General features: G+C 69.9%; 25 protein-coding genes. 14 read left to right on the forward strand and 11 right to left on the reverse strand.

The window, feature by feature from the left end; genetic code table 11:
* Positions 1-39: 39 nt before the first annotated feature.
* The 3 genes from ABEA24_RS05000 to ABEA24_RS05010 form a co-directional block, all read right to left on the reverse strand.
* Entirely contained in the window at positions 40-2505 is a 2466-nt protein-coding gene (locus ABEA24_RS05000; protein ID WP_345429411.1) for a xanthine dehydrogenase family protein molybdopterin-binding subunit, read from the reverse strand.
* Positions 2502-2987 carry a (2Fe-2S)-binding protein gene (locus tag ABEA24_RS05005; protein ID WP_345429412.1) on the reverse strand — a complete coding sequence of 162 codons (486 nt, stop codon included), beginning with the start codon at positions 2985-2987 and terminating at the stop codon, positions 2502-2504. The genes ABEA24_RS05000 and ABEA24_RS05005 overlap by 4 nt, the downstream gene beginning before the upstream one ends.
* A gap of 434 nt (positions 2988-3421) precedes the next feature.
* Positions 3422-4261, reverse strand: a complete 840-nt coding sequence (locus tag ABEA24_RS05010; RefSeq protein WP_345429413.1) for an AraC family transcriptional regulator — start codon at positions 4259-4261, stop codon at positions 3422-3424.
* A gap of 136 nt (positions 4262-4397) precedes the next feature.
* Here ABEA24_RS05010 and ABEA24_RS05015 point away from each other — a divergent pair, with 136 nt between their 5' ends.
* The 3 genes from ABEA24_RS05015 (at position 4398) to ABEA24_RS05025 (ending at position 8321) form a co-directional block, all read left to right on the forward strand.
* The gene (locus tag ABEA24_RS05015) at positions 4398-5180 is read left to right on the forward strand and encodes a phytanoyl-CoA dioxygenase family protein (protein ID WP_345429414.1); all 783 of its coding nucleotides are present in this window, start codon (positions 4398-4400) and stop codon (positions 5178-5180) included.
* A gap of 396 nt (positions 5181-5576) precedes the next feature.
* A complete protein-coding gene (locus tag ABEA24_RS05020; RefSeq protein ID WP_345429415.1) occupies positions 5577-6878 on the forward strand; it encodes a DUF2079 domain-containing protein in 1302 nt (433 codons plus the stop codon).
* A gap of 12 nt (positions 6879-6890) precedes the next feature.
* Entirely contained in the window at positions 6891-8321 is a 1431-nt protein-coding gene (locus ABEA24_RS05025) for a hypothetical protein (protein ID WP_345429416.1), read from the forward strand.
* A gap of 441 nt (positions 8322-8762) precedes the next feature.
* On the opposite strand, the gene ABEA24_RS05030 is transcribed toward ABEA24_RS05025, so the two are convergent.
* Entirely contained in the window at positions 8763-10064 is a 1302-nt protein-coding gene (locus tag ABEA24_RS05030) for a sensor histidine kinase (RefSeq protein WP_345429417.1), read from the reverse strand.
* Positions 10061-10729 carry a response regulator transcription factor gene (locus ABEA24_RS05035; RefSeq protein WP_345429418.1) on the reverse strand — a complete coding sequence of 223 codons (669 nt, stop codon included), beginning with the start codon at positions 10727-10729 and terminating at the stop codon, positions 10061-10063. The genes ABEA24_RS05030 and ABEA24_RS05035 overlap by 4 nt, the downstream gene beginning before the upstream one ends.
* A 91-nt stretch (positions 10730-10820) precedes the next feature.
* On the opposite strand from ABEA24_RS05035, the gene ABEA24_RS05040 reads away from it, so the two are divergent.
* The gene (locus ABEA24_RS05040; protein ID WP_345429419.1) at positions 10821-12116 is read left to right on the forward strand and encodes a COG4705 family protein; all 1296 of its coding nucleotides are present in this window, start codon (positions 10821-10823) and stop codon (positions 12114-12116) included.
* Positions 12117-12798: 682 nt separating this feature from the next.
* Complete coding sequence (locus tag ABEA24_RS05045) at positions 12799-13002, forward strand: DUF1737 domain-containing protein (protein WP_345429420.1); 204 nt, start codon at positions 12799-12801, stop codon at positions 13000-13002.
* A gap of 147 nt (positions 13003-13149) precedes the next feature.
* Here ABEA24_RS05045 and ABEA24_RS05050 read toward each other — a convergent pair whose 3' ends face one another.
* On the reverse strand, positions 13150-13890 hold the full coding sequence (locus tag ABEA24_RS05050) for an SDR family NAD(P)-dependent oxidoreductase (RefSeq protein WP_345429421.1): 741 nt from the start codon (positions 13888-13890) through the stop codon (positions 13150-13152).
* A 147-nt stretch (positions 13891-14037) separates the two neighbouring features.
* On the opposite strand from ABEA24_RS05050, the gene ABEA24_RS05055 reads away from it, so the two are divergent.
* On the forward strand, positions 14038-14670 hold the full coding sequence (locus ABEA24_RS05055; protein ID WP_345429422.1) for a TetR/AcrR family transcriptional regulator: 633 nt from the start codon (positions 14038-14040) through the stop codon (positions 14668-14670).
* Between the two features lie 278 nt (positions 14671-14948).
* Positions 14949-15656, forward strand: coding sequence for a hypothetical protein (locus ABEA24_RS05060; protein WP_345429423.1), 708 nt, complete (start codon positions 14949-14951; stop codon positions 15654-15656).
* Positions 15657-15840: 184 nt separating this feature from the next.
* Here the strand turns inward: ABEA24_RS05060 and ABEA24_RS05065 are convergent, their stop codons facing one another.
* Both ABEA24_RS05065 and ABEA24_RS05070 read right to left on the reverse strand, forming a co-directional pair.
* A complete protein-coding gene (locus ABEA24_RS05065; RefSeq protein ID WP_345429424.1) occupies positions 15841-16035 on the reverse strand; it encodes a hypothetical protein in 195 nt (64 codons plus the stop codon).
* The gene (locus ABEA24_RS05070; RefSeq protein ID WP_345429425.1) at positions 16032-16313 is read right to left on the reverse strand and encodes a hypothetical protein; all 282 of its coding nucleotides are present in this window, start codon (positions 16311-16313) and stop codon (positions 16032-16034) included. The genes ABEA24_RS05065 and ABEA24_RS05070 overlap by 4 nt, the downstream gene beginning before the upstream one ends.
* Before the next feature lie 141 nt (positions 16314-16454).
* Here ABEA24_RS05070 and ABEA24_RS05075 point away from each other — a divergent pair, with 141 nt between their 5' ends.
* The gene (locus ABEA24_RS05075) at positions 16455-17249 is read left to right on the forward strand and encodes a helix-turn-helix domain-containing protein (protein ID WP_345429426.1); all 795 of its coding nucleotides are present in this window, start codon (positions 16455-16457) and stop codon (positions 17247-17249) included.
* Positions 17237-17329: a DUF397 domain-containing protein gene (locus tag ABEA24_RS53440; RefSeq protein WP_425551141.1), complete on the forward strand. Its 93-nt coding sequence runs from the start codon at positions 17237-17239 to the stop codon at positions 17327-17329. The genes ABEA24_RS05075 and ABEA24_RS53440 overlap by 13 nt, the downstream gene beginning before the upstream one ends.
* A 55-nt stretch (positions 17330-17384) precedes the next feature.
* On the opposite strand, the gene ABEA24_RS05080 is transcribed toward ABEA24_RS53440, so the two are convergent.
* Together ABEA24_RS05080 and ABEA24_RS05085 are read right to left on the reverse strand one after the other, a co-directional pair.
* Complete coding sequence (locus tag ABEA24_RS05080; protein ID WP_345429427.1) at positions 17385-17975, reverse strand: short chain dehydrogenase; 591 nt, start codon at positions 17973-17975, stop codon at positions 17385-17387.
* On the reverse strand, positions 17972-18946 hold the full coding sequence (locus ABEA24_RS05085; protein WP_345429428.1) for an NADP-dependent oxidoreductase: 975 nt from the start codon (positions 18944-18946) through the stop codon (positions 17972-17974). The genes ABEA24_RS05080 and ABEA24_RS05085 overlap by 4 nt, the downstream gene beginning before the upstream one ends.
* A gap of 158 nt (positions 18947-19104) precedes the next feature.
* Between ABEA24_RS05085 and ABEA24_RS05090 the strand changes: the two genes are divergently transcribed.
* Positions 19105-20001 (forward strand): helix-turn-helix transcriptional regulator, encoded by an 897-nt coding sequence (locus ABEA24_RS05090; protein WP_345429429.1) that lies wholly within the window; start codon positions 19105-19107, stop codon positions 19999-20001.
* A gap of 3 nt (positions 20002-20004) precedes the next feature.
* Here ABEA24_RS05090 and ABEA24_RS05095 read toward each other — a convergent pair whose 3' ends face one another.
* A complete protein-coding gene (locus ABEA24_RS05095) occupies positions 20005-21165 on the reverse strand; it encodes a PucR family transcriptional regulator (RefSeq protein WP_345429430.1) in 1161 nt (386 codons plus the stop codon).
* A 119-nt stretch (positions 21166-21284) separates the two neighbouring features.
* Here ABEA24_RS05095 and ABEA24_RS05100 point away from each other — a divergent pair, with 119 nt between their 5' ends.
* The 4 genes from ABEA24_RS05100 to ABEA24_RS05115 all read left to right on the forward strand — a co-directional run bounded on the left by ABEA24_RS05100 (position 21285) and on the right by ABEA24_RS05115 (position 25523).
* The gene (locus ABEA24_RS05100) at positions 21285-22211 is read left to right on the forward strand and encodes a proline dehydrogenase family protein (RefSeq protein ID WP_345429431.1); all 927 of its coding nucleotides are present in this window, start codon (positions 21285-21287) and stop codon (positions 22209-22211) included.
* A 15-nt stretch (positions 22212-22226) separates the two neighbouring features.
* Positions 22227-23852, forward strand: a complete 1626-nt coding sequence (gene pruA / locus ABEA24_RS05105) for an L-glutamate gamma-semialdehyde dehydrogenase (protein WP_345429432.1) — start codon at positions 22227-22229, stop codon at positions 23850-23852.
* A gap of 121 nt (positions 23853-23973) precedes the next feature.
* Complete coding sequence (locus tag ABEA24_RS05110) at positions 23974-24309, forward strand: YciI family protein (RefSeq protein ID WP_345429433.1); 336 nt, start codon at positions 23974-23976, stop codon at positions 24307-24309.
* Positions 24310-24311: 2 nt separating this feature from the next.
* Entirely contained in the window at positions 24312-25523 is a 1212-nt protein-coding gene (locus tag ABEA24_RS05115; RefSeq protein ID WP_345429434.1) for an RNA polymerase sigma factor, read from the forward strand.

The following is a 25523-nucleotide window of genomic DNA, read 5'->3' on the forward strand; positions in this document are numbered from 1 at the left end:
CCGGAGCGGACGGCCGGACGTGGTCGAACGGTGTCGGGATCATGCCGCACCTCCTGCGGATCCGAGACCGCCGCCCGCGCCGGGCTCGGGCGCGCCTTCGGGTGGAGCCTGCCCGCGGGTGCCGCGCAGGGCGCGCCAGACGCGTTCGGGCGTGCAGGGCATCGGCACGTCGTCGACCCCGTACGGGCGCAGGGCGTCGACGACCGCGCCCACGACGGCGGGCGTCGAGGCGATGGTGCCGGCCTCGCCGACGCCCTTGACGCCGAGCGGGTTGGTGGTCGCCGGCGTCTCGGTGCGGTCGGTGGTGAAGGTCGGCAGGTCGGCCGCTGACGGGACGAGGTAGTCGGCCATTGTGGTCGTCGTCAGGTTGCCGTCGGCGTCGTACACCGCCTCCTCGTACAGCGCCTGGGCGATGCCCTGCGCGAGGCCGCCGTGTACCTGCCCCTCGACGATCAGCGGGTTGACGACCTTCCCGACGTCGTCGACGGCGACGTACGAGCGGATCTTCACGAACCCGGTCTCGGTGTCGACGTCCACCGCGCACAGGTGCGTGCCGTGGGGGAAGGAGAAGTTGTCCGGGTCGTGGGTGGCGTCGGAGTCGAGCGACGGCTCGAACCCCTCGGGCAGGTCGTGCGCCGCGAACGTCGCCAGCGCGACCTCCTGCAGCGTACGGGCCTGGCCGGGCACGCCCTTGACCTTGAACGACCCAGCGGAGAACTCGAGGTCGCGCTCGTCGGCCTCCAGCAGGTGCGCGGCCATCCGGCGGGCCTTGTCGACCACCTTGTCGCAGGCGTTGTAGAGCGCGACCCCGCCGACGGCGAGGGACCGCGAGCCGTACGTGTCCATGCCCTTCGGCGAGATGCCCGTGTCCCCGTGCAGGACGCGCACGTCCTCGAACGGCACGCCGAGCCGGTCGGCGGCGATCTGCGCCCACGCGGTCTCGTGCCCCTGCCCGTGCGCGGAGGACCCGGTGACGACCTCGACCTTCCCGGACGGCAGGACCCGTACGGACGCGTGCTCCCAGCCGCCCGCGCCGTACGACAGCGAGCCGAGGACCCGCGACGGCGCGAGCCCGCACATCTCGGTGTAGGTCGACACGCCGATGCCGAGTTGTACGGGATCGCCGCGGTCCCGACGGTCGGCCTGTTCGGCGCGCAGCTTGTCGTAGTCGAACAGCCGCATCGCCTTCTCGGTGGCGGCCTCGTAGTTTCCGGAGTCGTACGTCAGGCCGGCGATCGTGTCGTACGGGAACTCCTCGTGCCGGATCCAGTTGCGCCGGCGTACCTCCAACGGATCCAGGCCGAGCTCGGCGGCGAGCTCGTCCATCATCCGCTCGATGGCGTAGGTCGCCTCCGGCCGGCCCGCACCCCGGTACGCGTCGGTCGGCGTCTTGTTCGTGAAGACCCCGGTGCAGGTGAAGGAATAGGCGTCCATCTTGTAGATGCCGTTGAACATGAACGCCCCGAGCAGCGGGATGCCGGGCGTGACCAGCATCAGGTAGGCGCCCATGTCGGCGAGCAGGTCGACCTTCACGCCGCGGATCCGGCCGTCGCGGTCGGCGGCCAGGGACAGCCGCTGGATCTGGTCGCGGCCGTGGTGGACGGCCATGTTGCCCTCGCTGCGCGACTCGGTCCACTTGACCGGGCGGCCGAGGCGCTTGGCCAGCAGCAGGCAGACGACCTCCTCGCCGTACACCTGCAGCTTCGAGCCGAATCCGCCGCCGACGTCCGGCGCGATCACCCGCAGCCGGTGCTCGGGGATGCCGGTGACCGTGGCGAGCATCAGCCGCAGGATGTGCGGGATCTGCGTGGCCGACCAGAGCGTGTACTCGTCGCCGACGGCCGAGCAGACCACGGCGCGGGGCTCCATGGCGGTCGGGATCAGCCGCTGCTGGACGTAGCGGCGTTCGACGATCACGGGCGCGTCCCGGAACGCCGCGTTCAGGTCGCCGGCCTCGAAGACCCACGTGTAGCTCTTGTTCGTGCCCTTGTCGACGTGGACGAGGTCGGCGCCCTCCGCGATCGCGCGTTCCATGTCGACGACGGCCGGCAGCGGCTCGTAGTCGATGTCGATGGCCTCCAGCGCGTCGACGGCGGCGTACCGGTCGCGGGCGACGACGGCGGCCACCGGTTCGCCGACGTAGCGCACCTCGCCGACCGCGATCGGCGGGTGGTCGGGCAGGACCATGTCCTCGGTGACCGGCCACGCGCACGGCAGGCTGCCCTGCTCGTCGCCGAGGTCCGCGCCGGTGACGACGGCGACCACCCCGGGCCGCGCGCGCGCGGCCTCCACGTCGATCCGGCTGATCCTGGCGTGGCTGATCGGGCTGCGCAGGAACGCCACGTGGAGCAGGCCGGGCAGCTGGATGTTGTCGGTCCAGTTGGTCTTCCCGGTGATCAGCCGGGCGTCCTCCGAACGGCGGCGGGCCCGTCCGACCTCGCCTGTCGCGTCCGGCGCGCTCGGCGTGACCTGCTCGGTGACGGCTTCCGAAGCGACCTCGCTCATGACCGCGCCTCCTCGGCCTGCCGCATGCCGTCCGCGGCGCGGCGGACCGCGCGGACGATGTTCTGGTATCCGGTGCAGCGGCACAGGTTGCCCTCGAGCCCGTCGCGGATCTCGTCATCGGACGGGTCGGCGTTCTCCCGCAGCAGGTCCAGCGCGGCCATGATCATGCCCGGGGTGCAGTAGCCGCACTGCAGCGCGTGTTCTTCGTGGAACGCCCGCTGCAAGGGGTGGAGGTTCTGCCCGTCACCGAGGCCCTCGATGGTGGTGATCTCATGGCCGTCCGCCTGGACGGCGAGGACGGAGCAGCTCTTGACGCTGAGGCCGTCCATCAGGACGGTGCAGGCCCCGCAGTTGGACGTGTCGCAGCCGATGGGGGTGCCCACCTTGCCGAGCCGGTCGCGGAGGTAGTGCACGAGCAACAGACGTGGCTCGACCTCGTCTTCGTACGTGACGCCGTCGACGTCCACCGACACACGCGGCATTCGTCCTCCCAGGAAGTGCGTTTCGTACACGGACATGTCAGGTCCGGGGAGGCCGTTCGGGCGTGCCGAGCCCGTGCTCGACCGCCCCACGGGCGCCGGCGTCGTACGGGCACCGACGTCCAGGCCGGGGCGGCGCACCGGTCCCCGGAGCACGGTTCGGGTGCGGGCGTCAGCCTTGGTTGAACTGGTGGTGCGTGTTCACGTGGTGGCTGCGCCGGGCGCCCTTGCTGTGCTTGCGGCGGATCTTTGCGCTGGCTCGTCGGATGCGTTTTGCACGGCTACGCGACATCGCTGGCTCCAGAGGCAAGGAGGCGTGTGTTTCAACGTAAGCCGGGAATGCCGGATTAGGCCAGAGGGAAGACAAAAAGTGGACCCCGGTTGACCGTGCCTGGGCGGTGCGGGGAACGCGATCCTCGCGGCGTGCGCCGGAGCGGTCAGCCGCCGGGGCGGAACCGTGTGCGGTACGCGGCCGGGCTGAGGGCGAAGAAGTGCCGGAACCGGCGGCTGGCGTAGTTGGGATCGTGCCAGCCCACGAGCCTTCCGATCGCCGCGACGGGCAGGTCGGTCTCGATGAGGAGTGCTGCGGCGCGTTCGGCGCGCAGCCGGCCCAGATAGGTCATGGGCGGGATGCCGAGCTGCGCGGTGAACAGGCGTGTCAGGTAGGGAGGCGACACGCTCACGGCGGAGGCGAGTTCGTCCAGGTTCCAGGCGCGCTGGATGTCGTTCTCCAGCAGTTGCGCTGCGGCCACCACGGCGGGGTGGCCGTGGCCGGTCCGGTCGCCGGTGGGGTCGGTGGAAAGGGACGCCGCCGTGCCGCCCAGCAGGCAGAGCAGTATTCCCACCCGCACGGCATGGGGGGTCGGACCGGGCCGACCCGCGGTCTCGGCCAGGCCGGTCTCGACGATGCGCAGCGCGGCGGGGTCGAGCCGGAGCCGGTGGCCGGATGGGCCGGCGGTGTGCAGGACGCGGCCGAGGGACGGGTCGGCGCGTAGCCAGGCCAGTTCGCGCCGGAACACCTCCAGGCCGACGTACAGGTTGTAGACGAGCAGCCGGCGGCAGTCGCGATAGCCGTGCCAGTCGCCCGGGCGGAGCATCGTCACCGAGCCGCGGTCCAGGTCCCGTTCGCCTGCGGCCGAGACGTGCGTGGCGGTGCCGCCGGTGACCACGGCCAGCTCGATGAAGTCATGACTGTGGGCGGAGGTGTCGCTCCGCAGCTCGAACCGCTCGGCGACGATGGGCGGCCCGCCCGGCGGGAAGACCTCCGCCAACCGCACGCGATGCATCGGGCCCCTCTCCGATGGGTGTTGTCAAGATTGTGCTACACCTGGCGGGCTCTCGTGCTAGCCGCGTGGCCGCGGGGACGGCGACAGTTGTCGAAAGGACGACCCCCGGAAGACGAGGAAGATGAGCATGACCGTCGCCCCCACAAGCCCACGTACGACGCCGGAGAGCCTTTCCGAGGACGCCGTGTCGGCGTACCGCCGTGATGGTTTCGTCCACCTGCCTGGAGTCATCTCCCGCGCGGACGCCGCCAGGTTCGCCGAAGCGGCGCTGACGGCCCGGAACACCGTCCGGGACAACCACGAAGGGATGATCTTCACGCAGTTGCTCCAGCTGTGGCGTCACGACGAGACGCTGCGCGAGCTCACCCTGAACCCGGACCTGGCGGCCATCGCGACCCGGCTGGCGGGGATCCCGCTGCGCCTCTGGCACGACCAGCTGCTGATCAAGGAGCCGCACAACGGGGCCGCGACCGAGTTCCACCAGGACCAGCCGTACTGGCCGCACGCCGGCTCACGGCACGCGCTCTCGGCCTGGGTGGCGCTGGTGGACGTGCCGGTCGACCGCGGCTGTATGACGTTCATCCCGGGCTCCCAGCACCTGGACGGGCTGCGGTCGCAGGATCTGTCCGACCACGGCGACATGTTCACCGTGGCGCCCGAGCTGCTGTGGGAACAACGCGTCACCGTTCCCCTGCGCGCGGGGGACTGCACGTTCCACAACTCCCGCCTCGCGCACAGCGCCACACCCAACTTCACCGACGATCCCCGTATCGCTCACGTCACCATCTACGTGGACGCGGACCTGACCTTTGCGGCCGAACCCGCGCACCCGGTCACCGACCCGCTCGGCCTGACCGTGGGCAGCCCCCTGCCCGACGAGCACTTTCCACCCTTCAGCGCCTCCGCGTAGGACACCCGCTGGATCCGCCGGGGACGGACGCCGCGGTTCGTACGGCCGCCCCCGGCGGATCACCACTGCCCTGCACTAACCGGACAATCTGCTATTCGGCGCCAGGATCAGCCTGCAATAGGCACTTAAATGCTGTGGGCGGTATATCTACCGCTGATTCGGGACAGACGTTGAGTGTCGTCGTCGGCCGCCGCACGCGACTCTTGACGAATTAACCGGACTTTTCGGTAAACCTCGCTACTGTCGGCCCCTTCGGGGTTGGACGCGACGGGTGCGGGGTGAACAGTGGCGGCGGCTGTCGGGCACAGGACTTTCACGGGGGAGGCCGCCGAAGGGCCACGGTCTCGTCGTTCGGTGCTGCGCTATCTCCCTGTTGCGGCTTTTTTCGCGCTCTATGTGACGTATTCGATTGTTCGGCACGCTCATGCCGGAACGGCCGGGTACGACCTTGGGATATTCGACCAGGCCGTCCGTGGGTACGCGCACTTCCGCGCACCGGTCGTGGCGCTCAAGGGGCCGGGATTCAACCTCCTCGGCGACCACTTCCATCCGATCCTGATGCTGCTCGCGCCGTTCTACCGCGTGTGGCCGGACGCCCGGATGCTGCTCGTCGCGCAGGCGCTGCTCATCGCCGTGTCGATCGTGCCGATCCTCCGCTTCGCGGAGCGACGCCTGGGCACCGCCCGAGGCGTCGCCGTGGCCGTCGCGTACGGCCTCTCCTGGGGCATCCAGGGCGCCGTCGCGTTCGACTTCCACGAGGTCGCCTTCGCGGTGCCGATCCTGGCCTTCGCGCTGACCGCCCTGGCCGACGGGCGCCTGCGCGCGTCCGCGGCCTGGTCGCTCGCCCTCCTGTTCGTCAAGGAGGACATGGGCCTGACGGTCGCCGCGATCGGCGTTCTCGTCATGGTGCGGCGGCGGTGGCGGCTCGGCGCCGCGCTGACCGTGACCGGGCTGGTCACGAGCGCGCTCGTCATCCTCGTGGTGATCCCGTCGTTCAACCCGCACGGCGAGTACCGGTACTGGAACGCCGTCGGCAGCCAGAGCGGTGGTCTCCTGCACACCGCCATGGTCGACCCGGGCGGGAAGCTGCTGTTGCTCGCCTACGTCGCGGGCGTGACGGCCTTCGTGGCCCTCAGATCGCCGCTCGCGCTCGTCGCCGTCCCCTCCCTGGCGTACCGGCTGGCGTCCGACAACCCGCTGTACTGGAGCACCCAGGTGGTGCACTACAACGCGATCCTCATGCCGATCATGTTCGTGGCGTTCGTGGACGGTGTCGGCCGGCTGGAGGCGGACCCGCGGCCGTACGCCCGCCGGTGCGCGCGCCTCGCCGTCCCCGCCGTGCTCCTGATCGCCGTCGCCCTGGTGCCGAGCCATTCCTTCCGGCACCTGTACAGCCCGCGCTTCTACCGGACCCCGCCGAGCGCGCGGGACGCGCACCGGATCCTGCCCCTCATCCCCGACGGCGCCCGCGTGGCGGCCGGCAACTACCTCGCGCCCCAGCTCACCGACCGCTGCGACGTCGTCCTCTTCCCGAACGTCAACCACGTACCCGTCGACTGGGTCGTGGTCGACATCACACGGATGAGCGGCGTCCCCGCGCCACCGGACCAGCAGGAGGCCGCCTTGAACGCGCTTCCGTCGCAGGGATTCCGACGGATCGCCCAAAAGGGTGGCATTGTGTTGTTCCGTCGCACGTGAATCGGAGGGGTCGTGACCAGTGTCGAGGAGCGCGTCGCCGACGATCCGTCGGCGACGGGGACAGTGCCCGGTCATGTGCGCCGTGCCCTGGCGGTCGCCCGCGCGCACCGTGTCTTCCTCGTCGTGCTGCTACCCGCCGTCGGGCTGCGCCTGGTGGCGATGCTCGGCTACCGCGGCGCGCTGTGGTTCCCCGACTCGTACGACTACGTCAGCGGGGCGCTGACCCTCACGCCCAACCTGATCCGGCCCAGCGGCTACTCCCTGTTCCTGTGGCTGCTCTCGCCGTTTCACAGCCTGACCCTCGTCGTGCTCGTCCAGCACGCCATGGGCGTGGCCGTGGGCGCCATGGTCTACGCGCTGCTGCGCCACCGCTTCGCGCTGCCCACCTGGCTCGCGTCCGCCGCGGCGGTCCCCGCCCTGTACGACGCCTTCGGCATCCAGCTCGAACACCTCGTCCTGTCCGACACGCTCTTCACCTTCCTGGTCACCCTCGCCGTGACCCTCGCCCTGTGGCGGAACACCCTCAGCACCCGGCGGATGGCCCTTGTCTGCCTCCTCGTCGGCCTCGCGGCCGTCACCCGCTCCGTGGGTCTCCCCGTCCTCGTCCTGATGCTGGCCTGGCTGGCGCTACGGCGGGCGGGCTGGCGCGCCGTCGCCGCCGGGCTCGTCGCCGGGCTGCTGCCGATCGTCCTGTACGCCGGGTGGTTCTCCTCCCGTACACACCAGTTCGGGCTCACGTACAGCACGGGGATCTTCCTCTACAGCAGGACGATGCCCTTCGCCGACTGCCGGAAGATGAAGCCCCCGGTCGACGAACTGCCGCTGTGCATCGACACGCCCCCGAACAAGCGGGGACGGTCGCAGTACTACATCTGGGGCCGGATCTCGCCGTTCCACCGGCTCGGCGAGCACAAGTTCACGGCCGACACCGAGGCCCGGGCGGGCGACTTCGCCCAGCGCGCGATCCTCGCCCAGCCGGGCGACTACGCCGGGACCGTGACCTCCGACCTGCTGCGGACGTTCCGGTGGAAGCACCCGCCGTTCCCGGAGACCACCACCTACGACTACTACCTCTTCCAGCAGCACCCGCCGCAGCCGCCCCCCACCGCGGTCCGGCGGATGCGCCCGTACGACCGGGGCCACCTCAACACGCACGTCGTACGGCCGTACTCCCGGATCATGCAGGTGTACCAGCGCTACTTCTTCCTGCGCGGCACGATGTTCGGCCTGATCCTGCTCGTCGGGCTGGGGGCGCTGCTGCGCCGGCGGTGGGAGGCGCTGCTGCCCTGGACGGTGGCGGTCGCCGCGATCGTCGTGCCCCCGACCACCGCCGAGTTCGACTACCGCTACGTCATCCCGGCGGTCCCCGTCGCCTGCGTCGCCGCCGCCCTCGCCTTCATCCGCCGCGACACCGCTGCTCCCGAGCCGGCGGACGAGGCGTAGCCGGATCCGCGGGCGCGTGGTCCCGCCCGCACACGAACGGCTCGTCGATCTCGTGTCAGGTACCCGCGATCGGGGGCGCGCTTTCGTGTGCGGCCGGGACCGTCGTCCCGGGCGCAGTGGTACGCCTCTCTCACCTCCGTACGCGCTGACCTGGGCCTTTCAGTCGAAGCTGAAAATCATGGCCGCACCTCACGGCGGAGAATTGAGCCAGTCGATGCTGATGTGATCGTGATGGCACAGTACGTGGGGTGTCTGTCTTGAGCTGGAGGTCCTGGTTTGTTTCGTGTTGGTGATGGCTTGATCGTTCTGTGGTCAGGAAGGGATGGCTCGGTCCCACGTACACGAGAGCTCACCCGTGGTCATCAGGTTCGAGATGCCTTCCCGCGGTTTTTCCCGGTCTCCCCGAGGATCAGCGGAGAGCCCCGACCGGGATCGGGGTGATCAGCCGCGGGGCAGGGAAATGACGAATCGTCCGGCAGCGTCGATGGCGATGTCTCCGTCAGCGGTACGGGCCAGTCGTCGGGCAAGTGCGAGCCCGAGTCCGACGCCGTCGTGACCGTCGTCGGGGTTGGCGCGCCGGCCTGGTTCGAACACTGCGTTGCGGAGCTCCACCGGTACGCCGGGACCGTCATCGGTGATGATGATCTCTACGTCGGCCGTGCACTCCACGGTGATCTGGTTCCGCGCGTAGCGGCGGGCATTGTTCAGCAGAGGCACGAGGATGCGCTCGACCAGGTTCGCGGGTACCCCAGCCGTCACGTCTTTACCGGTTACCACGATCGGTGGACCCTCCGTGTTGCGCTCGGCCATGTCACGGGCCAGGTGGAGCAGCGGGCATCGGCCCCGGACCTGATCGGTGGGGATGGTGAGCAGGGACTCACAGATCCGCTGCATGGTGGCCGCGCTCGCCGCGATCGCTTGATGTGAGGCGCCTCGTTCGGCCGCGGTGCGGTTTCGCGCGATCAGCCAGTCGATCTCCGCGGTGATCTGGGCCAGCGGGGTCCGCAATTCATGTGAGAGTTCAGCGGAAAGTTGTTGTTCGTGGCGCAGGACGGCGGAGAGCCGATCGAGTAGCTGATCAAGGTTTCTCGCCAGCCCGGCGAGTTCGGCAGGACGGTGTTCCGCGCCGAACCGGTGATGGGTTCCGTTCTCTCCCCATTGCGTGGCTTGCTCGCTCATCTGTGTTACCGGCCGGAGGGCACCGTGAACGATCGCGCGAGTCAGTAGGTAGACGCCGAAGAGCAACAGCAGGGCGAGGATGGCCGAACCGGCCAGCACCAGACGAGCCAGGTCGCTGTAGGGGTCAAGATCAACCGCGCTGACCACCGTGCCCACCCGCCGGCCTTCGGACATCACCGGCAGCGAGTAAACCCTCCAGGCGTACGGCGTCTTGATGTCGGTGAAGGTCTTGCGCTGCCCGGCCATGCGGTCCGCGCTCGCCTGCAGCCCTTTGGGTGCTCTGGGGCGCTCGATGGCTGTGTAACCCTGGTAGATCCAGACTCCGACATCCAAAGCGCGGTCGTCGGAGGGTTCCAGCACTCGGATATGGCCGTCCGGCCAGGTCTGCAGGGTCGCTGCCACGGCCGCCGCCCGAGTCCGCAGCAGGTCATCGGACTGTCTACGCAGCTGTGCGTGAAGCGCCAGGTTAAAGATGACGGTGAGCAGCGTGACCCAGATCGCCGTCGTGGTCAGCGCGAGCAGAGCGAGGCGGCCGCGTAGAGTCGCCGGTATGAGGGCCCTCATGTGAATCGGTAGCCGACGCCGCGTATGGTGCTGATGCCCCGCTCACACCCGGCTTCACGGAGCTTACGGCGCAGGCGCCTCAGGTACTGGTCGAGGGTGTTGTCATTGACTTGGGCGCCTTCGGGCCAGGCCGAGCGCACCAGGGCATGTCGCCGGACGACCGCGCCAGGGTCCGCCATCAAGGAGGCCAGCAGCCGGAACTCGGTGGGTGTAAGGGGCATCTGTGTGCCGTCTGCGGTCTTCAGCACGTGTGCGACCGGGTCCAGCAGCAGACCGTCGACCTCGGTGACCGCCTCGCGACCGGCTCTGCGCAGCGCCGCGCGGATCCTGGCAGCGAGTTCGGCCAGGTGGAAGGGCTTGGCGAGATAGTCGTCGCCGCCTGCGGAGAAGCCCGAAAGCCGGGAAGTGAGGCCATCACGAGCGGTCAGGAAGATGACCGGCATGTCCAACCCGGCGGCGCGCATGGCCTGACAGACGTCCCTGCCATCGGAGTCGGGCAACCCGATGTCCAGCACGACTGCGTCGATCTGGTCATCTATCGTCCGCAGCGCGCCTGCTCCGTCCGCTGCTGTCAACACCTCGAAATTCTCCTCGCGCAGGCCTCGGGCGAGAACGTCACGAAGTCCGTGGTCGTCCTCTACGACCAGGACGCGGTGGATGGTCACATCGTCAGGTTACGGACCTCCCGTAACCCGAACCCACCTGCCTGCCGAAGCGTTCAGGTTGTGTTCAGGCACGCCGTGCCAGCCTTCCCCGATGACAACAACCCAGCAGATCCGGATCGGCGAACCGACCGGCCGGCAGATGCTCAACAAGGTGCCTGAGGTCACGGTCTGGTTCTGGATCATCAAGATCCTCTGCACGACCGTCGGCGAGAGTTTCGCCGACTACATCAACGAAACCCTCGGCTTCGGCCTGACCAACACCATGCTGTTGTTCACCGCGGTATTCGCGGTCGTGCTAACGGTCCAGTTCCGTACCAAGCGCTACAGCCCGTTCCCGTACTGGCTGACCGTGGTGGTGGTCAGTGTCACCGGCACGCTGTACACCGACATGCTCACCGATAAGCAACACGTCCCGCTGTGGTTGAGCTCGACGGTGTTCTCGGTCCTGCTGGCCCTCGTCTTCGGGGTCTGGTGGCTGCGCGAGCGGACCCTGTCGATCCACAGCATCACGACCTTCCCGCGTGAGGCGTTCTACTGGCTGACCGTCCTGGTGACGTTCGCGCTGGGCACCGCCACCGGTGACTGGACGCTGGAGCTGACCAACTGGACGCCCGCGCAGTCGGTGTTCCTGCCGCTGGGCCTCATCGCGTCGATCACCGCTCTGTGGAAGTTCGGCGCCAACCCGGTGCTTTCGTTCTGGCTGGCCTACATCCTCACCCGCCCGCTCGGCGCCAACATCGGTGACTGGCTCGCCTCCCCGAAGGTCGCGGCCAACCCCGGCGACCCGGTCGGACTCGGCCTGGGCACCTTCATCACGAGCCTGATCTTCCTCGGCGCTATCCTGGCGACGGTCATCTACCTGTCGATCAGCCGTAGCGACGTCGCCAAGACCTACGAGGCGACGCACGCGCCGTCGGTCACCACCAACGCGCGCCGGGAGCGCATCGCGCTGGGAGCCTTCGGCGTGATCGCCGCCGGCACCGTCGCGCTGATGGTGTGGGCCCACGGCCAGCCCCACGTCACCTGCGACCCGACCGGTCAGAGCGAGACGATGCCGGCCTGCCCGAAGCCGGCCCTGACCGGCGACCAGACGACCGCCGCAGTGGCGAAGTACGAGAACCTCGCCCAGACGGCGATCGCCCAGGACCGGGCCGGGAAGGCCGCGGCCTCCCACGCCACCGTGCAGAAGATGCGCGATGACTGGGACGCCGACGCCACCTCGCTGCAGGCGGTCAACAAGAAGACCTGGACCCTGCTCGACAACCAGATGGACGCGGTCCTCAAGACGTACGCCATCGACCACGGCCACATCAAGCCGGCCCCAGCCGCCAAGCAGGAGAAGCAACTCAACGTCCTGCTGGCCGACTTCAAGAGCCACCGCTTCTGAATGGGCGCGTGAAGTAGGCGGATCACCTTTCTGCCCCGCGGGGTGGCCGGTACGGGCGGCCGACGGTAGAAGCCCATGAAGACGCCGGCCCCCAGCAGCGCGACGAGTCCACCGGCCAGGCGTCCTACTCTCCCGAACGTGTCCCCAGCCGCCAGGCAGCGGAGCGTGACCGGGCCGGGGCGGCCGGCTTCACATAACGCCTGGACCCGACCACCGCCGGGCCCGGCACCGCGGTCGCCGTAATGCCGGGTCTGACCTGCTGAGACGCTTCCCGGTTGGGCTCGGTGTCCGCGACCGCCGGCCGTTATCCGGGCGGCGCTCCGCCCTCATGTACACCGCGTGACCTGCGGCAACCGCGCCACTTTGGGGCTGGGGACACGTTCGGGAGCGGAGGGCCGAGAAACCCCGGAGTTCGCGCGAACCCAAGGGTCGATGCCGGACGGTTGGGGTCGTCTGAGTGGTTATGCGCCCTTGGGTTCATCGGAAGCCGGACCGCGTACGGCCAGCCGGGTCCCATGGCGGCGTAGGCACGCGCCCGGGACGCGGCGACAGTAGCCGTGGCGGGCCCGGCGGGGCCAGCGAGCCTGAGCTGGCGTACGGCGCCGCAGGCGGCTTACACTCGACCCCGACTGACCTCGCCGAACCGCCCTAACGGCGGGTATGTGACGTCTAGGCTGCCCGCATGGCCGACGCTGAGAAGCTGCCCCGGTACCGCGTACTCACCGGCCCGGACGATGCCTCCTTCTGCTGGCGGGTCAGCGAAATGCTCGATCTGGGTTACGAGCTGCACGGCTCTCCCTCGGTGACGTTCAACGGCGATCGCGTGATCGTCGCTCAGGCGCTCGTACGTCGAGAGGGCACCGGTACCGACGCTGGTCGGCGCTGAGGGCCCGGGGCGCCGCGTCCTCGCGATGCTCCTCGCGCGTACGGCCGCCGCACGGTCGGAACGGCCGCACGCCATCGCGGAGGGACGCCGCACGTCTAGGGCCCCGACCGGCCGGCGCGGAACGGCCCGGATCGATCCTCTGTTGGATCACCCGGCGGTGGGCTGCGGGGCCAGGGACTCGGGGTGGACCTGCTCGACACGGTCGCGCTTGGTGTACATGTCCCAGTAGTGCTCGGCGAGGTCGTCCGGGTCGACGACCGGGAATGCCGCGAGCGACTCGGAGGCGGCCGCACCTGCGGTGGCCGCCTCGGCCATCTCACTGCGGGCGATGGAGGCCGCGATGGAGAGGGTGCCGGCGTAGATGCCGGTGTCGGCCAGCTCACCGTTGAGGGAGTACAGGTAGTTGCGGGCGGCGGACATGACCGGGCCGATTCCGCTGAGGTGGGGCATCGGCTGCACGGCGGAGTAGCCCTGCGTCAGCAGGAAGGCGCCGTCGCCGCGCTCGGTCCACTCCGGCAGCACGGCGCGGACCACCTCCACCGGGGTGAGCAGGAGCAGCGGGATCAGTCCCTCCAGGGTGGCCGCGTCCAGCTCGGCGGCCGGGGTGAAGTTCTGCTCGAAGCCGATCGGCCCGTATTCGAGCACATCGATCCGGCCGAAACGGTCGCGAACGGCCGCGACGAGAGCGGGCACCTCGGCGGGTTCCGAGAGGTCGGCGGAGAAGGCGGCCGCCTCGATGCCTTCGCCGGCGAGCTGCTCGACGAGCGCGTCCAGGCGGTCCTTGCGGCGGGCCACCAGGGCGACCTGGAAGCCTTCGCGCCCGAAGCGGCGGGCGACGGACACACCGAGACCGGTACCGGCTCCGAAGACGGCGATCACTTTGGACATGGCTGCTCCTTGGATCGAGAGCTATGTTGACCCGAGGGTCAAATTACTCCTTCACGCTAGCATGGAACTTGACCCTATGGTCAACTTCCGTCTGCGGAGAGGTGGGATCATGGAGGACGCCACGCCAGGACCAGGAGGAACGACCGGATGCGGGCCGACGCGCAACGAAACGCGGAGAAACTGCGGGCAGCCGCTGCCGAGCTCTTCCAAGAACGCGGCCTCGACGTACCGCTGAAGGAGATAGCCCGGCGGGCCGGCGTGAGCCACGGCACCCTCTACAACCTCTTCGGCACCCGCGAGGCGCTCATCGACGCGGTGGTGACCGATCTGGCGGCGGACCGCCTCGACGGGGTCGCCGAGCAGGCCCTGGCCTTCGAGGACGCCTGGGAGGGGTTCGCGTACTACATCGAGAAGGTCTGCGAACTGCAGGCCGTCGATCCCGCGGTCGCCGACGTGGTCAGTGGCCGCTACCCGGGCGCCGAGCGCCTCATGGCCGTCTGCGGCCGGGCGAAGGACGCCGCCACGCGGATCATCGAGCGAGCCCGGCATGCAGGTGCGCTACGCCCCGACTTCACCGACGAGGACCTTCTGTTCACCTTCGGCGCCAACGCCATGCTGGCCCGCGCCGCCGCCGACGCGGCTCCTCACGCCTGGCGGCGCAGTGTCGCCTTCCTCCTCGACGGTCTGCGCACCGAGGCCGTCCGCGGGCCACTCCCGGTCGGCCCTATTACCCCGCAACAGGTCTACGAGGTGATGCGGAGCCTCAACGGCAAGCCATGACGGGGAATCAGCCGCTGAGCGCGAAGAAGCGCTCGGCCTCCGCCAGGGCTTTCTCGTCGGCCAGGATGTCGCCTGGGCGATTCGCATAGCCCAGAAGCTCCCCGCCCCAGCGCATGCCCATGTAGTCAGCGGAGATCTTCAGGGTCCCCAGGAAAGGTTCCGTGCGGGCCTGAAATGGGGGGTGTCCTCTACTTGGCAGGTGCACTGTGGGCGGCAACACTGGTATGCCGCAAGGTGCCTCACCCCTTTGCGGTCATTTTGGAAGGGAGCGGCGCCAGATGTCGCAGCAGTCCACCCGTCGGCCGCGATCCGTGTCGGTGTCCCGGGCGCTCTGGGCGGTCATCGTGACGTGGCTTGGCATCCCCGTTCTCCTCGTCGGACTGGTCTTTCTCGTCGGTGGACTGATGAGCGTGGGCCACGGGCCGAAATGCGACGGCACGCCCATGAAACCCGGCGACGTCTGCACCATCAGAAGCGGGGATTCGACGATGGGTGGTGAGGTGGTGAGCTACGACGAGATGGTGAAGCGACACAAGAGTGCGCTGCCCGACGCGCTGCTCATGGGCCTGCCGTCGGCCGGCCTGGCAGCGGTCGCTCTGCTGTGGGCCTTGCCGGCGCTTCGGGCCGATGTCCGGATACCAGGACGCACGCGCGTCACGGCCCGCCCGCTTATCGGCCCTGGGCAGGCACCGGCCGTGCAGCGACTGATGGAGAACTTCGAGCAGGCCGGAACACTGCGGTTGGGCGAACTGGAGCTTTCTCGTGACGGGGCGTCCGATCCCAGCGGGAATCTTCTGCCGTGGAGCGATGACTGGGAGTTGAGCGGGGTGAGAACGGGCAAGAAAAAAGAGAAGCACAAGGTGGTCATCGACGCTCCCGGTGGCCGGTGGCTGTCTGCCGTTGTGCCGAACCTGCCGGTGGCTCAGGCGCTGCTCAAAGTTCTGGTTCAGCACCATGTGGGCTCTCCGGGCAGTGCCGGTTCCTAAGGATGCGCTGAAACTTCTGCAGTACTTCGAGCATCATCGGACGCCCCCAATCGGGGAAGAACGGTGCACCCCAGGAACCCCACGGCAGCAGGGGCCCGGGTGTCGCGTCCCCGTGACGCTCGCATGTGCGGCCGCCCCATCGGCGGGGAGACGGCGGGCACGCCATCACGGAGACGCGGCACGACTACGGCTCCGCCCGGTCAGAGCGGAACTGCCGGTCGTAGAGTTCGAGGCTCTTGCGTGCCGCCTCCGGATACCGCCGTACGAGCCGGTCCAGGTGCGTCAGGTCGACGGCCTGGGACACTCCTTGCGAGCCGATCGAGTTCAGGATGTCGAGGAACTCGTTGACGGAGCGCATGAGCTCGTCCGGCGAGGTCATTTCCCGGGTGGAACGGAGACGACCTTCGTGATGAGCTCGACGGCCTTTTCGATCTCGTCCGCGCCGCAGATCGGCTTGTCCCAGCTCCACCACCAGCAGAGGCGTTCGTTCTCGTCCGGCTTGGCCGTGATGATCTCCGCGAGGTGATTGCTGGTCCCCGGCGCGTGAACGTAGACCCGCGTCGGGCCCTGCTGCTGCGCGTCCAGGCCGGCCGCCTGGCAGGCCGTCACGAGTTTTCCGGCGAGTTCGTGGACGTCTTCGAGCGAATTGATGGCCATGGTGACTCCTCGTTGTCGTTCGACTCCACAGAATGACCGAGAAGTCGTACGCTGGGAGCCCCCAATGCGTGGAGCGCGACGTGACAAGAGGCGCGTCCCACGTTTGCACGGAAGGTGTGCAGCGAGATGTCGGGAAACCGCATGACGGCGCGGCAGTTCGTCGGCCGAGAGATCCGCCACGCCCGCGAATCGAAGCAGCTCACCCGCGCCGAGCTCGCGAAGACCTTCCCGGTCTCCGAATCCCTCGTCGCATCGTGGGAAAGCGGACGACTCATCCCGAAAACGGAATACCTTCCTCACCTAACCGGTATTTTGGGTCTTCCCGATGTAATACTGCGGATACTCGATGATCTGGTCAGTAGGGAGGTCGCACCGGAGTGGCTCGACAAGTGGACGAGAGCGGAGTCTGATTCATCGGCGCTGCTGACCTTCGAGCCGCTGGTGGTCCCAGGTCTCTTGCAGACGGAGGATTACGCGCGAGCGGTCCTTCGACTCGGGAAGCCGGCTCCCCTTGATCTTGAGGGGCAGGTGAGTGCGCGGTTGGCGAGACAGAAGGTTCTGACACGCGAGGACCCTCCGCTGTACCACGCGGTGCTCGACGAGGCGGTGATCCGTCGACCGGTCGGCGGGCCGGCGACCATGCGTGATCAATTAATGCGGCTGGTCGACCTCTCGCGACGGGACGAGATCATCATTCAGGTGATCCCATTCGAGGTGGGCGCACACGCCGGAGTCGCTGGTGCTGCGATCGTGCTAGCGAATATCAACGGCTCGGAGGTCGCCTACGTCGACAACGCGCTTCGCGGGGAAGTGGTAGAAAAACCGGAAGATGTCGCCGCGATCCGGCGACTCTGGCAGATGCTGAGCGCCAAGGCACTGCATGAAGACGCATCGATTGAGCTCATCATGAAAGCAGCAGAATCATGGGAAACCTGACCTGGCGTAAGTCGACCCGCAGCACGAACAACGGCGGCAACTGCGTCGAGGTTGCCGTGGCTGAGAAGAGTGACAAGTAACAAACCCCTGACATCCCCCGCCCTTGTAATACCGGAGCCAAGGGCGGGGGATTCTTCATCTCGGGAGAAGGATCTGACCCTGCGTCGTTCCTTCGATGGCTCGAAGGTAGGTGCGGGCGACCTCGCTCGCCGGGGTCCCTCGGGTGCCGTCCTCGCCCATCGCCTCGAGGGTCTCGGCGACCCAGCCGGGGCTCACGGCGTTCAGGCGCAGGCCTCGGGGCATCTCGATCGCGGCGGCCTCGACGAAGGCCTCCAGCCCGGCGTTGACGAGGGCGCCGAATGCACCCCCCGGCGTCGGTTCGTCGAAGACGCCGCCGGTGAGGGTGATGGATCCGCCGTCGCGTACGAGGTGCAGCGCCCGGCGTACGAGGGTGACCTGTCCGAGCAGCTTGCCGTCCAGGCCGGCCGTGAAGTCCTCGTCCGAGGTGGATGCGAGCGGGGTCAACCGGCCGCTCGCCGCACAGCACACGACGGCGTCGAGGTCGCGCACCGACGTGAGGGCCGCCTCGATCGAGGCCGGGTCCGTCATGTCCACCATCACCGGCCCGTTCCGGGCCGCGCGTACGACCTCGTGACCTTTGTCCTCCAAGGCGGCGACGACCGCGGAGCCGATGGTGCCGGTCGCACCGATCAGCAGGATCTTCATGCACCTGCCTCCTCGTCGCGGACGACCAAGACGATCTTTCCCCGGGTGTGGCCCGTGTCGAGCAGTTCGTGCGCCACGGCGCCCTCCTCCAGCGGCAGCGTCCGGCTGACCGCGACCGACAGGGACCCGGACTCGACGAGCTGAGCCAGGCGGGCCAGCCCCGCCCCATCGGGGAGGACGATGTGCCGTACGACGCGGACCCCGGAAGCCTCGGCCGCCCGCTCCAACGATCCAGGGCCCCGAGCCGCGCCGGGGACAGACGCGAACACCCCGCCGCGACGAAGCGTGGCCACCAGGCCGTCGTCGCCTGCGCAGTCGATGACCACGTCGATGTCGCGGTACGCGTCGGCGACACGCGTGGTCGTGTAGTCGACCGCCTCGTCCGCTCCAATCGTCTTGAGGAAGGGGTGGTTGACGTCCTGGGCGACGCCGATGACGTGGGCCCCGTGCGCCTTCGCCAGCTGTACGGCCAGGTGCCCCACCCCGCCGGCCGCGCCGTTGACCAGTACGCGCTGCCCCGGCGACACACCGGCCAGATCGAGCGTCTGCAGGGCGGTGAGGCCGCACAGCGGCAGCGCCGCCGCGGCCGTGTGGTCCATGCCGTCCGGCTTGGCGGCGAGCTCATGAGCGGGTGCGCGGACGTACTCGGCGTAACCCCCGGCTGGCTGCGGGAAGCGCGGCATCCCGAAGACCTGGTCGCCGGGCGCGAACCGCGCCACTCCCGGGCCGACGGCCGCGACGACGCCCGACACGTCCCAGCCCCACACGTACGGGCCCTCGCCGAACCAGTCCCGGATCAGGCCCGCCCGGGCGACGGAGTCCGCCGGGTTCGTTCCGGCGGCGGCCACCCGGACCAGGACCTCCCCGGCGCCGGGCTCCGGCCGCGCCACCTCGGCGATCCGCAACACCTCCGGCCCGCCGTACGTCGCGGCGACGAGCGCGCGCATCGATTCCCCCACAGTGACCTCCATGCCTGATCATCGACGAGTGCGTGTCCCGGCGATCGGGATCACGACCCGACTCTGGCGGCCGTCGCGGATCGTGCCGAGCCCTGTGCAAGAGGTAGGACCACGGTTCCTACCCCTGACAGGTGCAGGCTCAGCGGTCGCGGACCCGGCAGACTGTCCGTATGGAGCAGAGTCCGGAGTTGGGGGAGTTCCTGCGCTCACGGCGGGCGCGGCTCCGGCCCGAGGACGCGGGGCTGGTGGACTACGGCGGGCGGCGCCGGGTGCCCGGCCTGCGCCGCGAAGAGCTCGCCCGGCTCGCGGGGGTCAGCGTCGGCTACTACACGCGCCTTGAGCAGGGACAGAGCCCGGGCGCCTCCGACGCCGTCCTCGACGCGATCGCGCGGGTCCTGCGGCTGGACGACGACGAGCGGGCGCACCTGTACGTCCTGGCCCGCCCGGTGTCCGGGCCGCGACGCCGCCCTGCTCCTGAGCGCCTGCGTCCCGCGATCCGCGTCATGGTCGAGTCCCTCGGGGACGTGCCCGCCCTGGTCTTCGGGCGGCGCGTCGACGTGCTCGCCTGGAACAGGATGGGGCACGCCCTGCTCGCCGGGCACCTGGACTTCCACGCGCCCGAGCGGCCGGCCGACCGGCCCAACTGGGCGCGGCTGTTCTTCCTCGACCCGCACATCCGCGCGCTGTTCACCGACTGGGACAAGAAGGCCCGCGACACGGTCGCCGACCTCCGCCTCATCGCGGGCCGGTACCCGGACGACCGTCTCCTCGCCGAGCTCATCGGCGAGTTGACGATGAAGAGCGCTGAGTTCTCCGCCCTGTGGTCGGCCCATTCCGTACGCCGCTGTGCCCATCACATCCGTGAGTTCCGGCATCCCGTCGTGGGCCCGCTGACCCTCACCGACGAACTGCTGCAGTTTCCGGACGACGAGGGCCAGCGGCTGGTGATCTTCACCGCCGAGCCGGGGTCACCGTCCCGATCCGCCCTGAGCCTGCTCGCCGGCCTGACCGCCGAACACCCCGAACCCGGCCGGGACCGGCAACCGGGAGTCCTCCGCTTGCCGTGACTTTCAATCCATGGGTTCCGGGGACGAATCCGTAGGGTCTTCGGGCGTGGTGGCCAGGCGGAAGGTCTTGATGGCCAGGTGCAGCAGGAGGCGGTCCGACCCGGAGTCCAGGTCGAGGCCGGTGAGTGCCTTGACCCTGGACAGCCGGTAGTACAGGGTCTGCCGGTGCACCGACAGGGCCTCGGCGGTGCGCTGGGCGTGACCGGCCTGGTCCAGGTAGGTCTCGGCCGTGCGGAGCAGGTCGGCGCGTGCGGGTTCCAGGAGCGGGAGCAGGGCCGGGTCGGCGAGCGGTGCCGTGGGTGTCGCCATCGGGGGCGCGGCGATCAGCCGGTAGGCGCCGAGTTCGTCCCAGCAGGCCACGGGCCCGAGTCGGGGTTCGGCGCGCGCGGCCCGTACGGCCGACCGGGCCTCGCGCAATGAGTGCGGCACATCGGGCAGGTCCGTTCTGGCGCCTCCCACGCCTGCAAGTGGGGAGCCGGTGACCGAATCGAGCAGTGCGGCGGCGATCGTCCGGGCGGGAGCGATGTCGGCGGGGTTCGGCAGGGGTACGAGGAGCGCCAGGCCGGCTGGGCTCTGATGGGTCAGCACGCCGTACGGCAGCCGGACGCGGGCGGGTTGTGGGGCGGGGCTCGTCCAGACGACGGTGACGGACGCGGACGCCGATGCCGGATGCCGCAGCGCGCCCAGGGTTCGGGCGGCCTCGGCGCGGTCCGTCGCCGAGCCCGACAGCAGTTGCTCGAATGCCCGCGGCGCGGCCTCCGCCCGCCAGGTGTCGGCGGCCAGCAGCCGTCCGGCCCGGCTCGCCAGGGTCATCACCCGGGTCATGCGGGGATCGGCGGGGTCGATCGTGCCGTCGTCCAGCAGCCACAGGTATCCGTAGACGGCGCCCTCGTGCCGGGCGGGCAGGCACAGCCGTGCGCGGACCCCTTCCGTGGGGTCGGCGGGGGTGCGGACCGGGCCGGTCGCGCGGGTGATCCCGAAGCCCTCGAACCAGGCGCGTACCTCCGGGGAGGAGCGGCGGCGCAGGATCGAGCGGGCGCGTACCGGGTCGAGGTCGTCGTCGTGGGAGCTGAACGCGATGAGCGTGAACTCCCGGTCCTCCAGAGTCACCGGCGCCTGGAAGAGCGCCGATACCTCGTCCACCAGGCTCTGGTAGTCACTCATTTCATACAAATGTACAAGGCGTGGTGGCCAGGGTCGTGACCGATGTCGATGGCGGCCGTACCGCCCGGATCGTAGCTTCGGGGCATCGAAATTCCCCTGCTTGACCTGGGAGGTCGCCAGTGTTGGGCCCTGTCTTGCTCGCCGCCTCGCGCAGTGACCGGATGCACCGGCTCGTCAGCCGGGCCCCGGTGACCCGGCCCGTCGTCGACCGCTTCATCGCCGGCGACTCGCTGCCGGAGGCGCTCGAGGCCGTCCAGGCGCTCGCCGCCCAGGGCATCGAGGTCACCCTCGACCACCTGGGCGAGGACATCACCGACGCCGACCAGGCCCGCCGCAACCGCGACGCCTACCTCACGCTGCTGGAGGCGCTCGGCGGCGAGGGGCTGGGCGGGCGCGCCGAGGTCTCGGTGAAGCTGTCGGCGTTCGGGCAGAGCCTGCCCGGTGGCCACGACCTCGCCCTGGCGGGCGCCCGCCGGGTCTGCGAGGCCGCCGCGGCGATCGGCACCACCGTCACGCTCGACATGGAGGACCACACCACCGTCGACTCGACCCTGGCGATCCTCGCTGAGCTGCGCCGCGACTTCCCGCAGACCGGCGCCGTCCTGCAGGCGTACCTGCTGCGCACCGAGGACGACGCACGGGCACTGGCCGTCGAAGGGTCGCGGGTGCGCCTGGTCAAGGGCGCGTACAAGGAACCCGCCTCCGTGGCCTACCAGAGCAAGCGGGACGTGGACCTGGCCTACGCGCGCTGCCTGCGGATCCTCATGGCCGGAGACGGCTACCCGATGATCGGCTCGCACGACCCGCGGATGATCGAGCTGGCCGTACGGCTCGCCGAGAGGTACGGCCGCTCCGTCCGCACCTATGAGTTCCAGATGCTGTACGGCATCCGCGCCGCCGAGCAGCACCGGCTGGCCGCCGAGGGACGGCGGGTCCGCGCCTACGTTCCCTATGGCGCCGACTGGTACGGCTACTTCATGCGCCGCCTGGCCGAGCGGCCGGCGAACCTCGCCTTCTTCCTGCGCTCGTTCACCACCCGCCACTGACCCTTGGAGGTTCCCTTGGACGCCATCACCCAGGTGCCCGCACCGGTCAACGAGCCGGTGCACGACTACCGGCCCGGCAGCCCCGAGCGCGCCCGGCTGGAGTCCGAGCTTTCCGCGCTGTCGGCCGGCGGCACCGAGCTGACCTGCACGATCGACGGCCGGGAGCGGATGGGCGGCGGCGAGCGGATCCCCGTCGTCCAGCCGCACAGCCACCGGGAGGTGCTGGGCACCACCGCCAACGCCGACCACGCCGACGCCAAGGCCGCCGTGGACGCCGCCCGCCGGGCCGCCCCCGGCTGGCGGGCCCTCGGCTTCGACGACCGGGCGGCGATCCTGCTGCGCGCCGCCGACCTGCTGTCGGGGCCCTGGCGGGAGACGATCGCCGCCGCCACCATGCTGGGCCAGTCCAAGACCGCCCAGCAGGCCGAGATCGACGCGCCGTGCGAACTGGCCGACTTCTGGCGGTTCAACGTTCACTTCGCCCGCCAGATCCTGGCCGAGCAGCCCGTCTCGTCGCCCGGCGTGTGGAACCGCGCCGACCACCGGCCCCTGGAGGGCTTCGTCTACGCGGTCACCCCGTTCAACTTCACCGCGATCGCCGCGAACCTGCCGACCGCGCCCGCCCTCATGGGCAACACGGTCATCTGGAAGCCGTCGCCCACCCAGCAGTTCGCCGCGCACTTCACCCTGCGGCTGCTGGAGGAGGCCGGGCTGCCGCCCGGCGTGATCAACATGGTCACCGGGGACGGCCGCGCCGTCTCCGACGTCGTGCTGGCCGACCCCGACCTGGCGGGCGTGCACTTCACCGGCTCGACCGCGACCTTCCAGCACCTGTGGCGCACCGTCGGGGAACACCTCACCGGCTACCGCTCCTACCCGCGCCTGGTCGGCGAGACCGGCGGCAAGGACTTCGTCGTCGCGCATTCCTCGGCGGACCCGGCGACGCTGGTCACCGCGCTGATCCGCGGCGCGTTCGAATACCAGGGGCAGAAGTGCTCGGCCGCCTCCCGCGCCTATGTGCCGCGCTCCCTGTGGGGGCGGATCCGGGACGAGCTCGTCGCCGAGACCGAGGCGCTGACCATGGGGGACGTACGCGACCTGCGCAACTTCGGCGGCGCGGTGATCGACGCCAGGTCCTTCGGCCGGCTCAAGGACGTCCTGGAGCGCGCCGCCAAGGACCCGGCCATCGAGGTCCTGGCGGGCGGGACCTGCGATGACAGCGAGGGCTACTTCGTCCGCCCGACCGTCCTGGTCTGCGACGACCCGGAGCACGAGGTGTTCCGCAGCGAGTTCTTCGGCCCCATCCTGGCCGTCCACGTCTACGACGACGCCGACTACGAGCCGATGCTCGCCCAGATGGAGTCGGTCAGCCCGTACGCGCTGACCGGGGCGATCTTCGCCCGTGACCGGGCCGCCATCGCCCGCGCCACCGAAGTGCTGCGGTTCGCCGCCGGCAACTTCTACATCAACGACAAGCCCACCGGCGCGGTCGTCGGCCAGCAGCCCTTCGGCGGCGGACGCGCCTCGGGCACCAACGACAAGGCCGGCTCCGCCCAGAACCTGCTGCGCTGGACGTCCACCCGGACCATCAAGGAGACCTTCGTCCCGCCGACCGGCCACCGCTACCCGCACATGGGCTGACCGCCCGACGAACCACAGGCCGTGCCGGAAGGCCACAGATCGCGTCGCGGACGGCCGGGAGCCGGGCGCCCCGCCCGAGACCTACCGCCGGACCTTCCGGCCGTGAGCAAGAATCGAGCGCATGAAGTACGTGCTGCTCATCTGCGATGACGAGACGGTCTCGCCGAGCAACGAGGAACTCGCGGCGGACCCGGTGCACCAGGCCTGGCTGGCGGATCTGGACCGGCGGGGCGGCAGGCTCGTCGGCGCGCGGTTGCGTCCGGTGGTGGACGCGACCACGGTCCGGGTCCGTGACGGTGAGACCTTGGTCTCGGACGGGCCGTTCGCCGAGACCAAGGACTTCGTCGGCGGCTTCGTGATCGTCGAGTGCGCGGACCTGGACGAGGCGATCGAGATCGCCTCGGGCCATCCGTACGCGCGCTGGGGCGGTGTCGAGATCCGCCCGGTCTGGGAGTGACCGTGTCCGGCGACCCGGTCCGGGCGGCGGTCGACGCGGCGTTCCGGGACGAGTGGGGCCAGGTCGTGGCGACCCTGATCGGGCTGACGGGGGACTGGGATCTGGCCGAGGACTGCGCGCAGGACGCCTTCGCCGCAGCGCTGAGGACCTGGCCACGCGACGGCGTGCCGCGCCGCCCGGGCGCCTGGCTCACCACCACGGCCCGCAACCGCGCGACCGACCGGCTGCGCCGCGACGCCGTCGGCGCGGCCAGGCTGCGTCAGCTCGCGGTGCTGGCACGTGACCCGGACGAGTCGTCGTCCGAGGAGATCCCGGACGATCGGCTGCGGCTGATCTTCACTTGTTGTCATCCGGCGCTGCCGTTCCCGGCCCGGGTCGCGCTCACCCTGCGCACCTTGGCGGGCCTGAGCACGGCCGAGATCGCCCACGCCCTCCTGACCGCCGAGCCCGCGATGGCACAGCGCCTGGTCCGGGCCAAGCGCAAGATCGCCGAGGCCGGCATCCCGTATCGCGTACCACCCGCCGAGATCCTTCCCCAGCGGCTGGCCGCCGTCCTCGCGGTGCTCTACCTGATCTTCAACCGGGGCTACGACGAGGAGGACACGCGTGCCCTGGCGGCCGAGGCCATCCGGCTGGCCCGTGTCCTGGTCCGGTTGATGCCGCACGAACCCGAGCCGCGCGGGCTGCTCGCGCTGATGCTGCTGCACGAGGCCCGGCGCGCGACCCGTATCGACGACGGCGTGCTGGTCACGCTGGAGAACCAGGACCGATCCCGGTGGGACCGGACGCTGATCGCCGAGGGGGTCGCGACGCTCGACCAGGCGCTGGCCCTGCGGCGTACCGGGCCCTACCAGGTGCAGGCCGCGATCGCCGCCTGCCATGCCACGGCGCCGGACGCGGCGAGCACCGACTGGCCGCAGATCGCGATCCTGTACGGCGAACTGGCCCGGCTGGCGCCGTCCCCGGTCGTGGACCTCAACCGCGCCGTGGCGGTCGCGATGGCGGACGGGATCCCGGCCGGCCTGGCCCTGGTCGACGAGCTCGCGGCGTCCGGCCGGCTCGAGGGCTACCACCTGCTGCCCGCGACCCGGGCCGACCTGCTGCGCCGAGCCGGTCGTGCCGGCGAGGCGAGGGCGGCGTACGAGGAGGCCCTGAAGCTGGCGCCGACCGAGGCCGAGCGCCGCTACCTGACCGGCCGGCTTGAAGAACTCTGA

The sequence above is a fragment of the Actinoallomurus vinaceus genome (assembly GCF_039542055.1).
Classification (GTDB): domain Bacteria; phylum Actinomycetota; class Actinomycetes; order Streptosporangiales; family Streptosporangiaceae; genus Actinoallomurus; species Actinoallomurus vinaceus.

What these genes read in the sequence shown, in the direction of transcription:
- ABEA24_RS05000 (WP_345429411.1), bottom strand. Translation starts at nt 2,505, where the DNA reads ATGAGCGAGGTCGCTTCGGAAGCCGTCACCGAGCAGGTCACGCCGAGC.
- ABEA24_RS05005 (WP_345429412.1), bottom strand. Translation starts at nt 2,987, where the DNA reads ATGCCGCGTGTGTCGGTGGACGTCGACGGCGTCACGTACGAAGACGAG.
- ABEA24_RS05015 (WP_345429414.1), top strand. Translation starts at nt 4,398, where the DNA reads ATGACCGTCGCCCCCACAAGCCCACGTACGACGCCGGAGAGCCTTTCC.
- ABEA24_RS05030 (WP_345429417.1), bottom strand. Translation starts at nt 10,064, where the DNA reads ATGAGGGCCCTCATACCGGCGACTCTACGCGGCCGCCTCGCTCTGCTC.
- ABEA24_RS05040 (WP_345429419.1), top strand. Translation starts at nt 10,821, where the DNA reads ATGACAACAACCCAGCAGATCCGGATCGGCGAACCGACCGGCCGGCAG.
- ABEA24_RS05045 (WP_345429420.1), top strand. Translation starts at nt 12,799, where the DNA reads ATGGCCGACGCTGAGAAGCTGCCCCGGTACCGCGTACTCACCGGCCCG.
- ABEA24_RS05050 (WP_345429421.1), bottom strand. Translation starts at nt 13,890, where the DNA reads ATGTCCAAAGTGATCGCCGTCTTCGGAGCCGGTACCGGTCTCGGTGTG.
- ABEA24_RS05055 (WP_345429422.1), top strand. Translation starts at nt 14,038, where the DNA reads ATGCGGGCCGACGCGCAACGAAACGCGGAGAAACTGCGGGCAGCCGCT.
- ABEA24_RS05060 (WP_345429423.1), top strand. Translation starts at nt 14,949, where the DNA reads ATGTCGCAGCAGTCCACCCGTCGGCCGCGATCCGTGTCGGTGTCCCGG.
- ABEA24_RS05065 (WP_345429424.1), bottom strand. Translation starts at nt 16,035, where the DNA reads ATGACCTCGCCGGACGAGCTCATGCGCTCCGTCAACGAGTTCCTCGAC.
- ABEA24_RS05070 (WP_345429425.1), bottom strand. Translation starts at nt 16,313, where the DNA reads ATGGCCATCAATTCGCTCGAAGACGTCCACGAACTCGCCGGAAAACTC.
- ABEA24_RS05075 (WP_345429426.1), top strand. Translation starts at nt 16,455, where the DNA reads ATGACGGCGCGGCAGTTCGTCGGCCGAGAGATCCGCCACGCCCGCGAA.
- ABEA24_RS53440 (WP_425551141.1), top strand. Translation starts at nt 17,237, where the DNA reads ATGGGAAACCTGACCTGGCGTAAGTCGACCCGCAGCACGAACAACGGC.
- ABEA24_RS05080 (WP_345429427.1), bottom strand. Translation starts at nt 17,975, where the DNA reads ATGAAGATCCTGCTGATCGGTGCGACCGGCACCATCGGCTCCGCGGTC.
- ABEA24_RS05085 (WP_345429428.1), bottom strand. Translation starts at nt 18,946, where the DNA reads ATGGAGGTCACTGTGGGGGAATCGATGCGCGCGCTCGTCGCCGCGACG.
- ABEA24_RS05090 (WP_345429429.1), top strand. Translation starts at nt 19,105, where the DNA reads ATGGAGCAGAGTCCGGAGTTGGGGGAGTTCCTGCGCTCACGGCGGGCG.
- ABEA24_RS05095 (WP_345429430.1), bottom strand. Translation starts at nt 21,165, where the DNA reads ATGAGTGACTACCAGAGCCTGGTGGACGAGGTATCGGCGCTCTTCCAG.
- ABEA24_RS05110 (WP_345429433.1), top strand. Translation starts at nt 23,974, where the DNA reads ATGAAGTACGTGCTGCTCATCTGCGATGACGAGACGGTCTCGCCGAGC.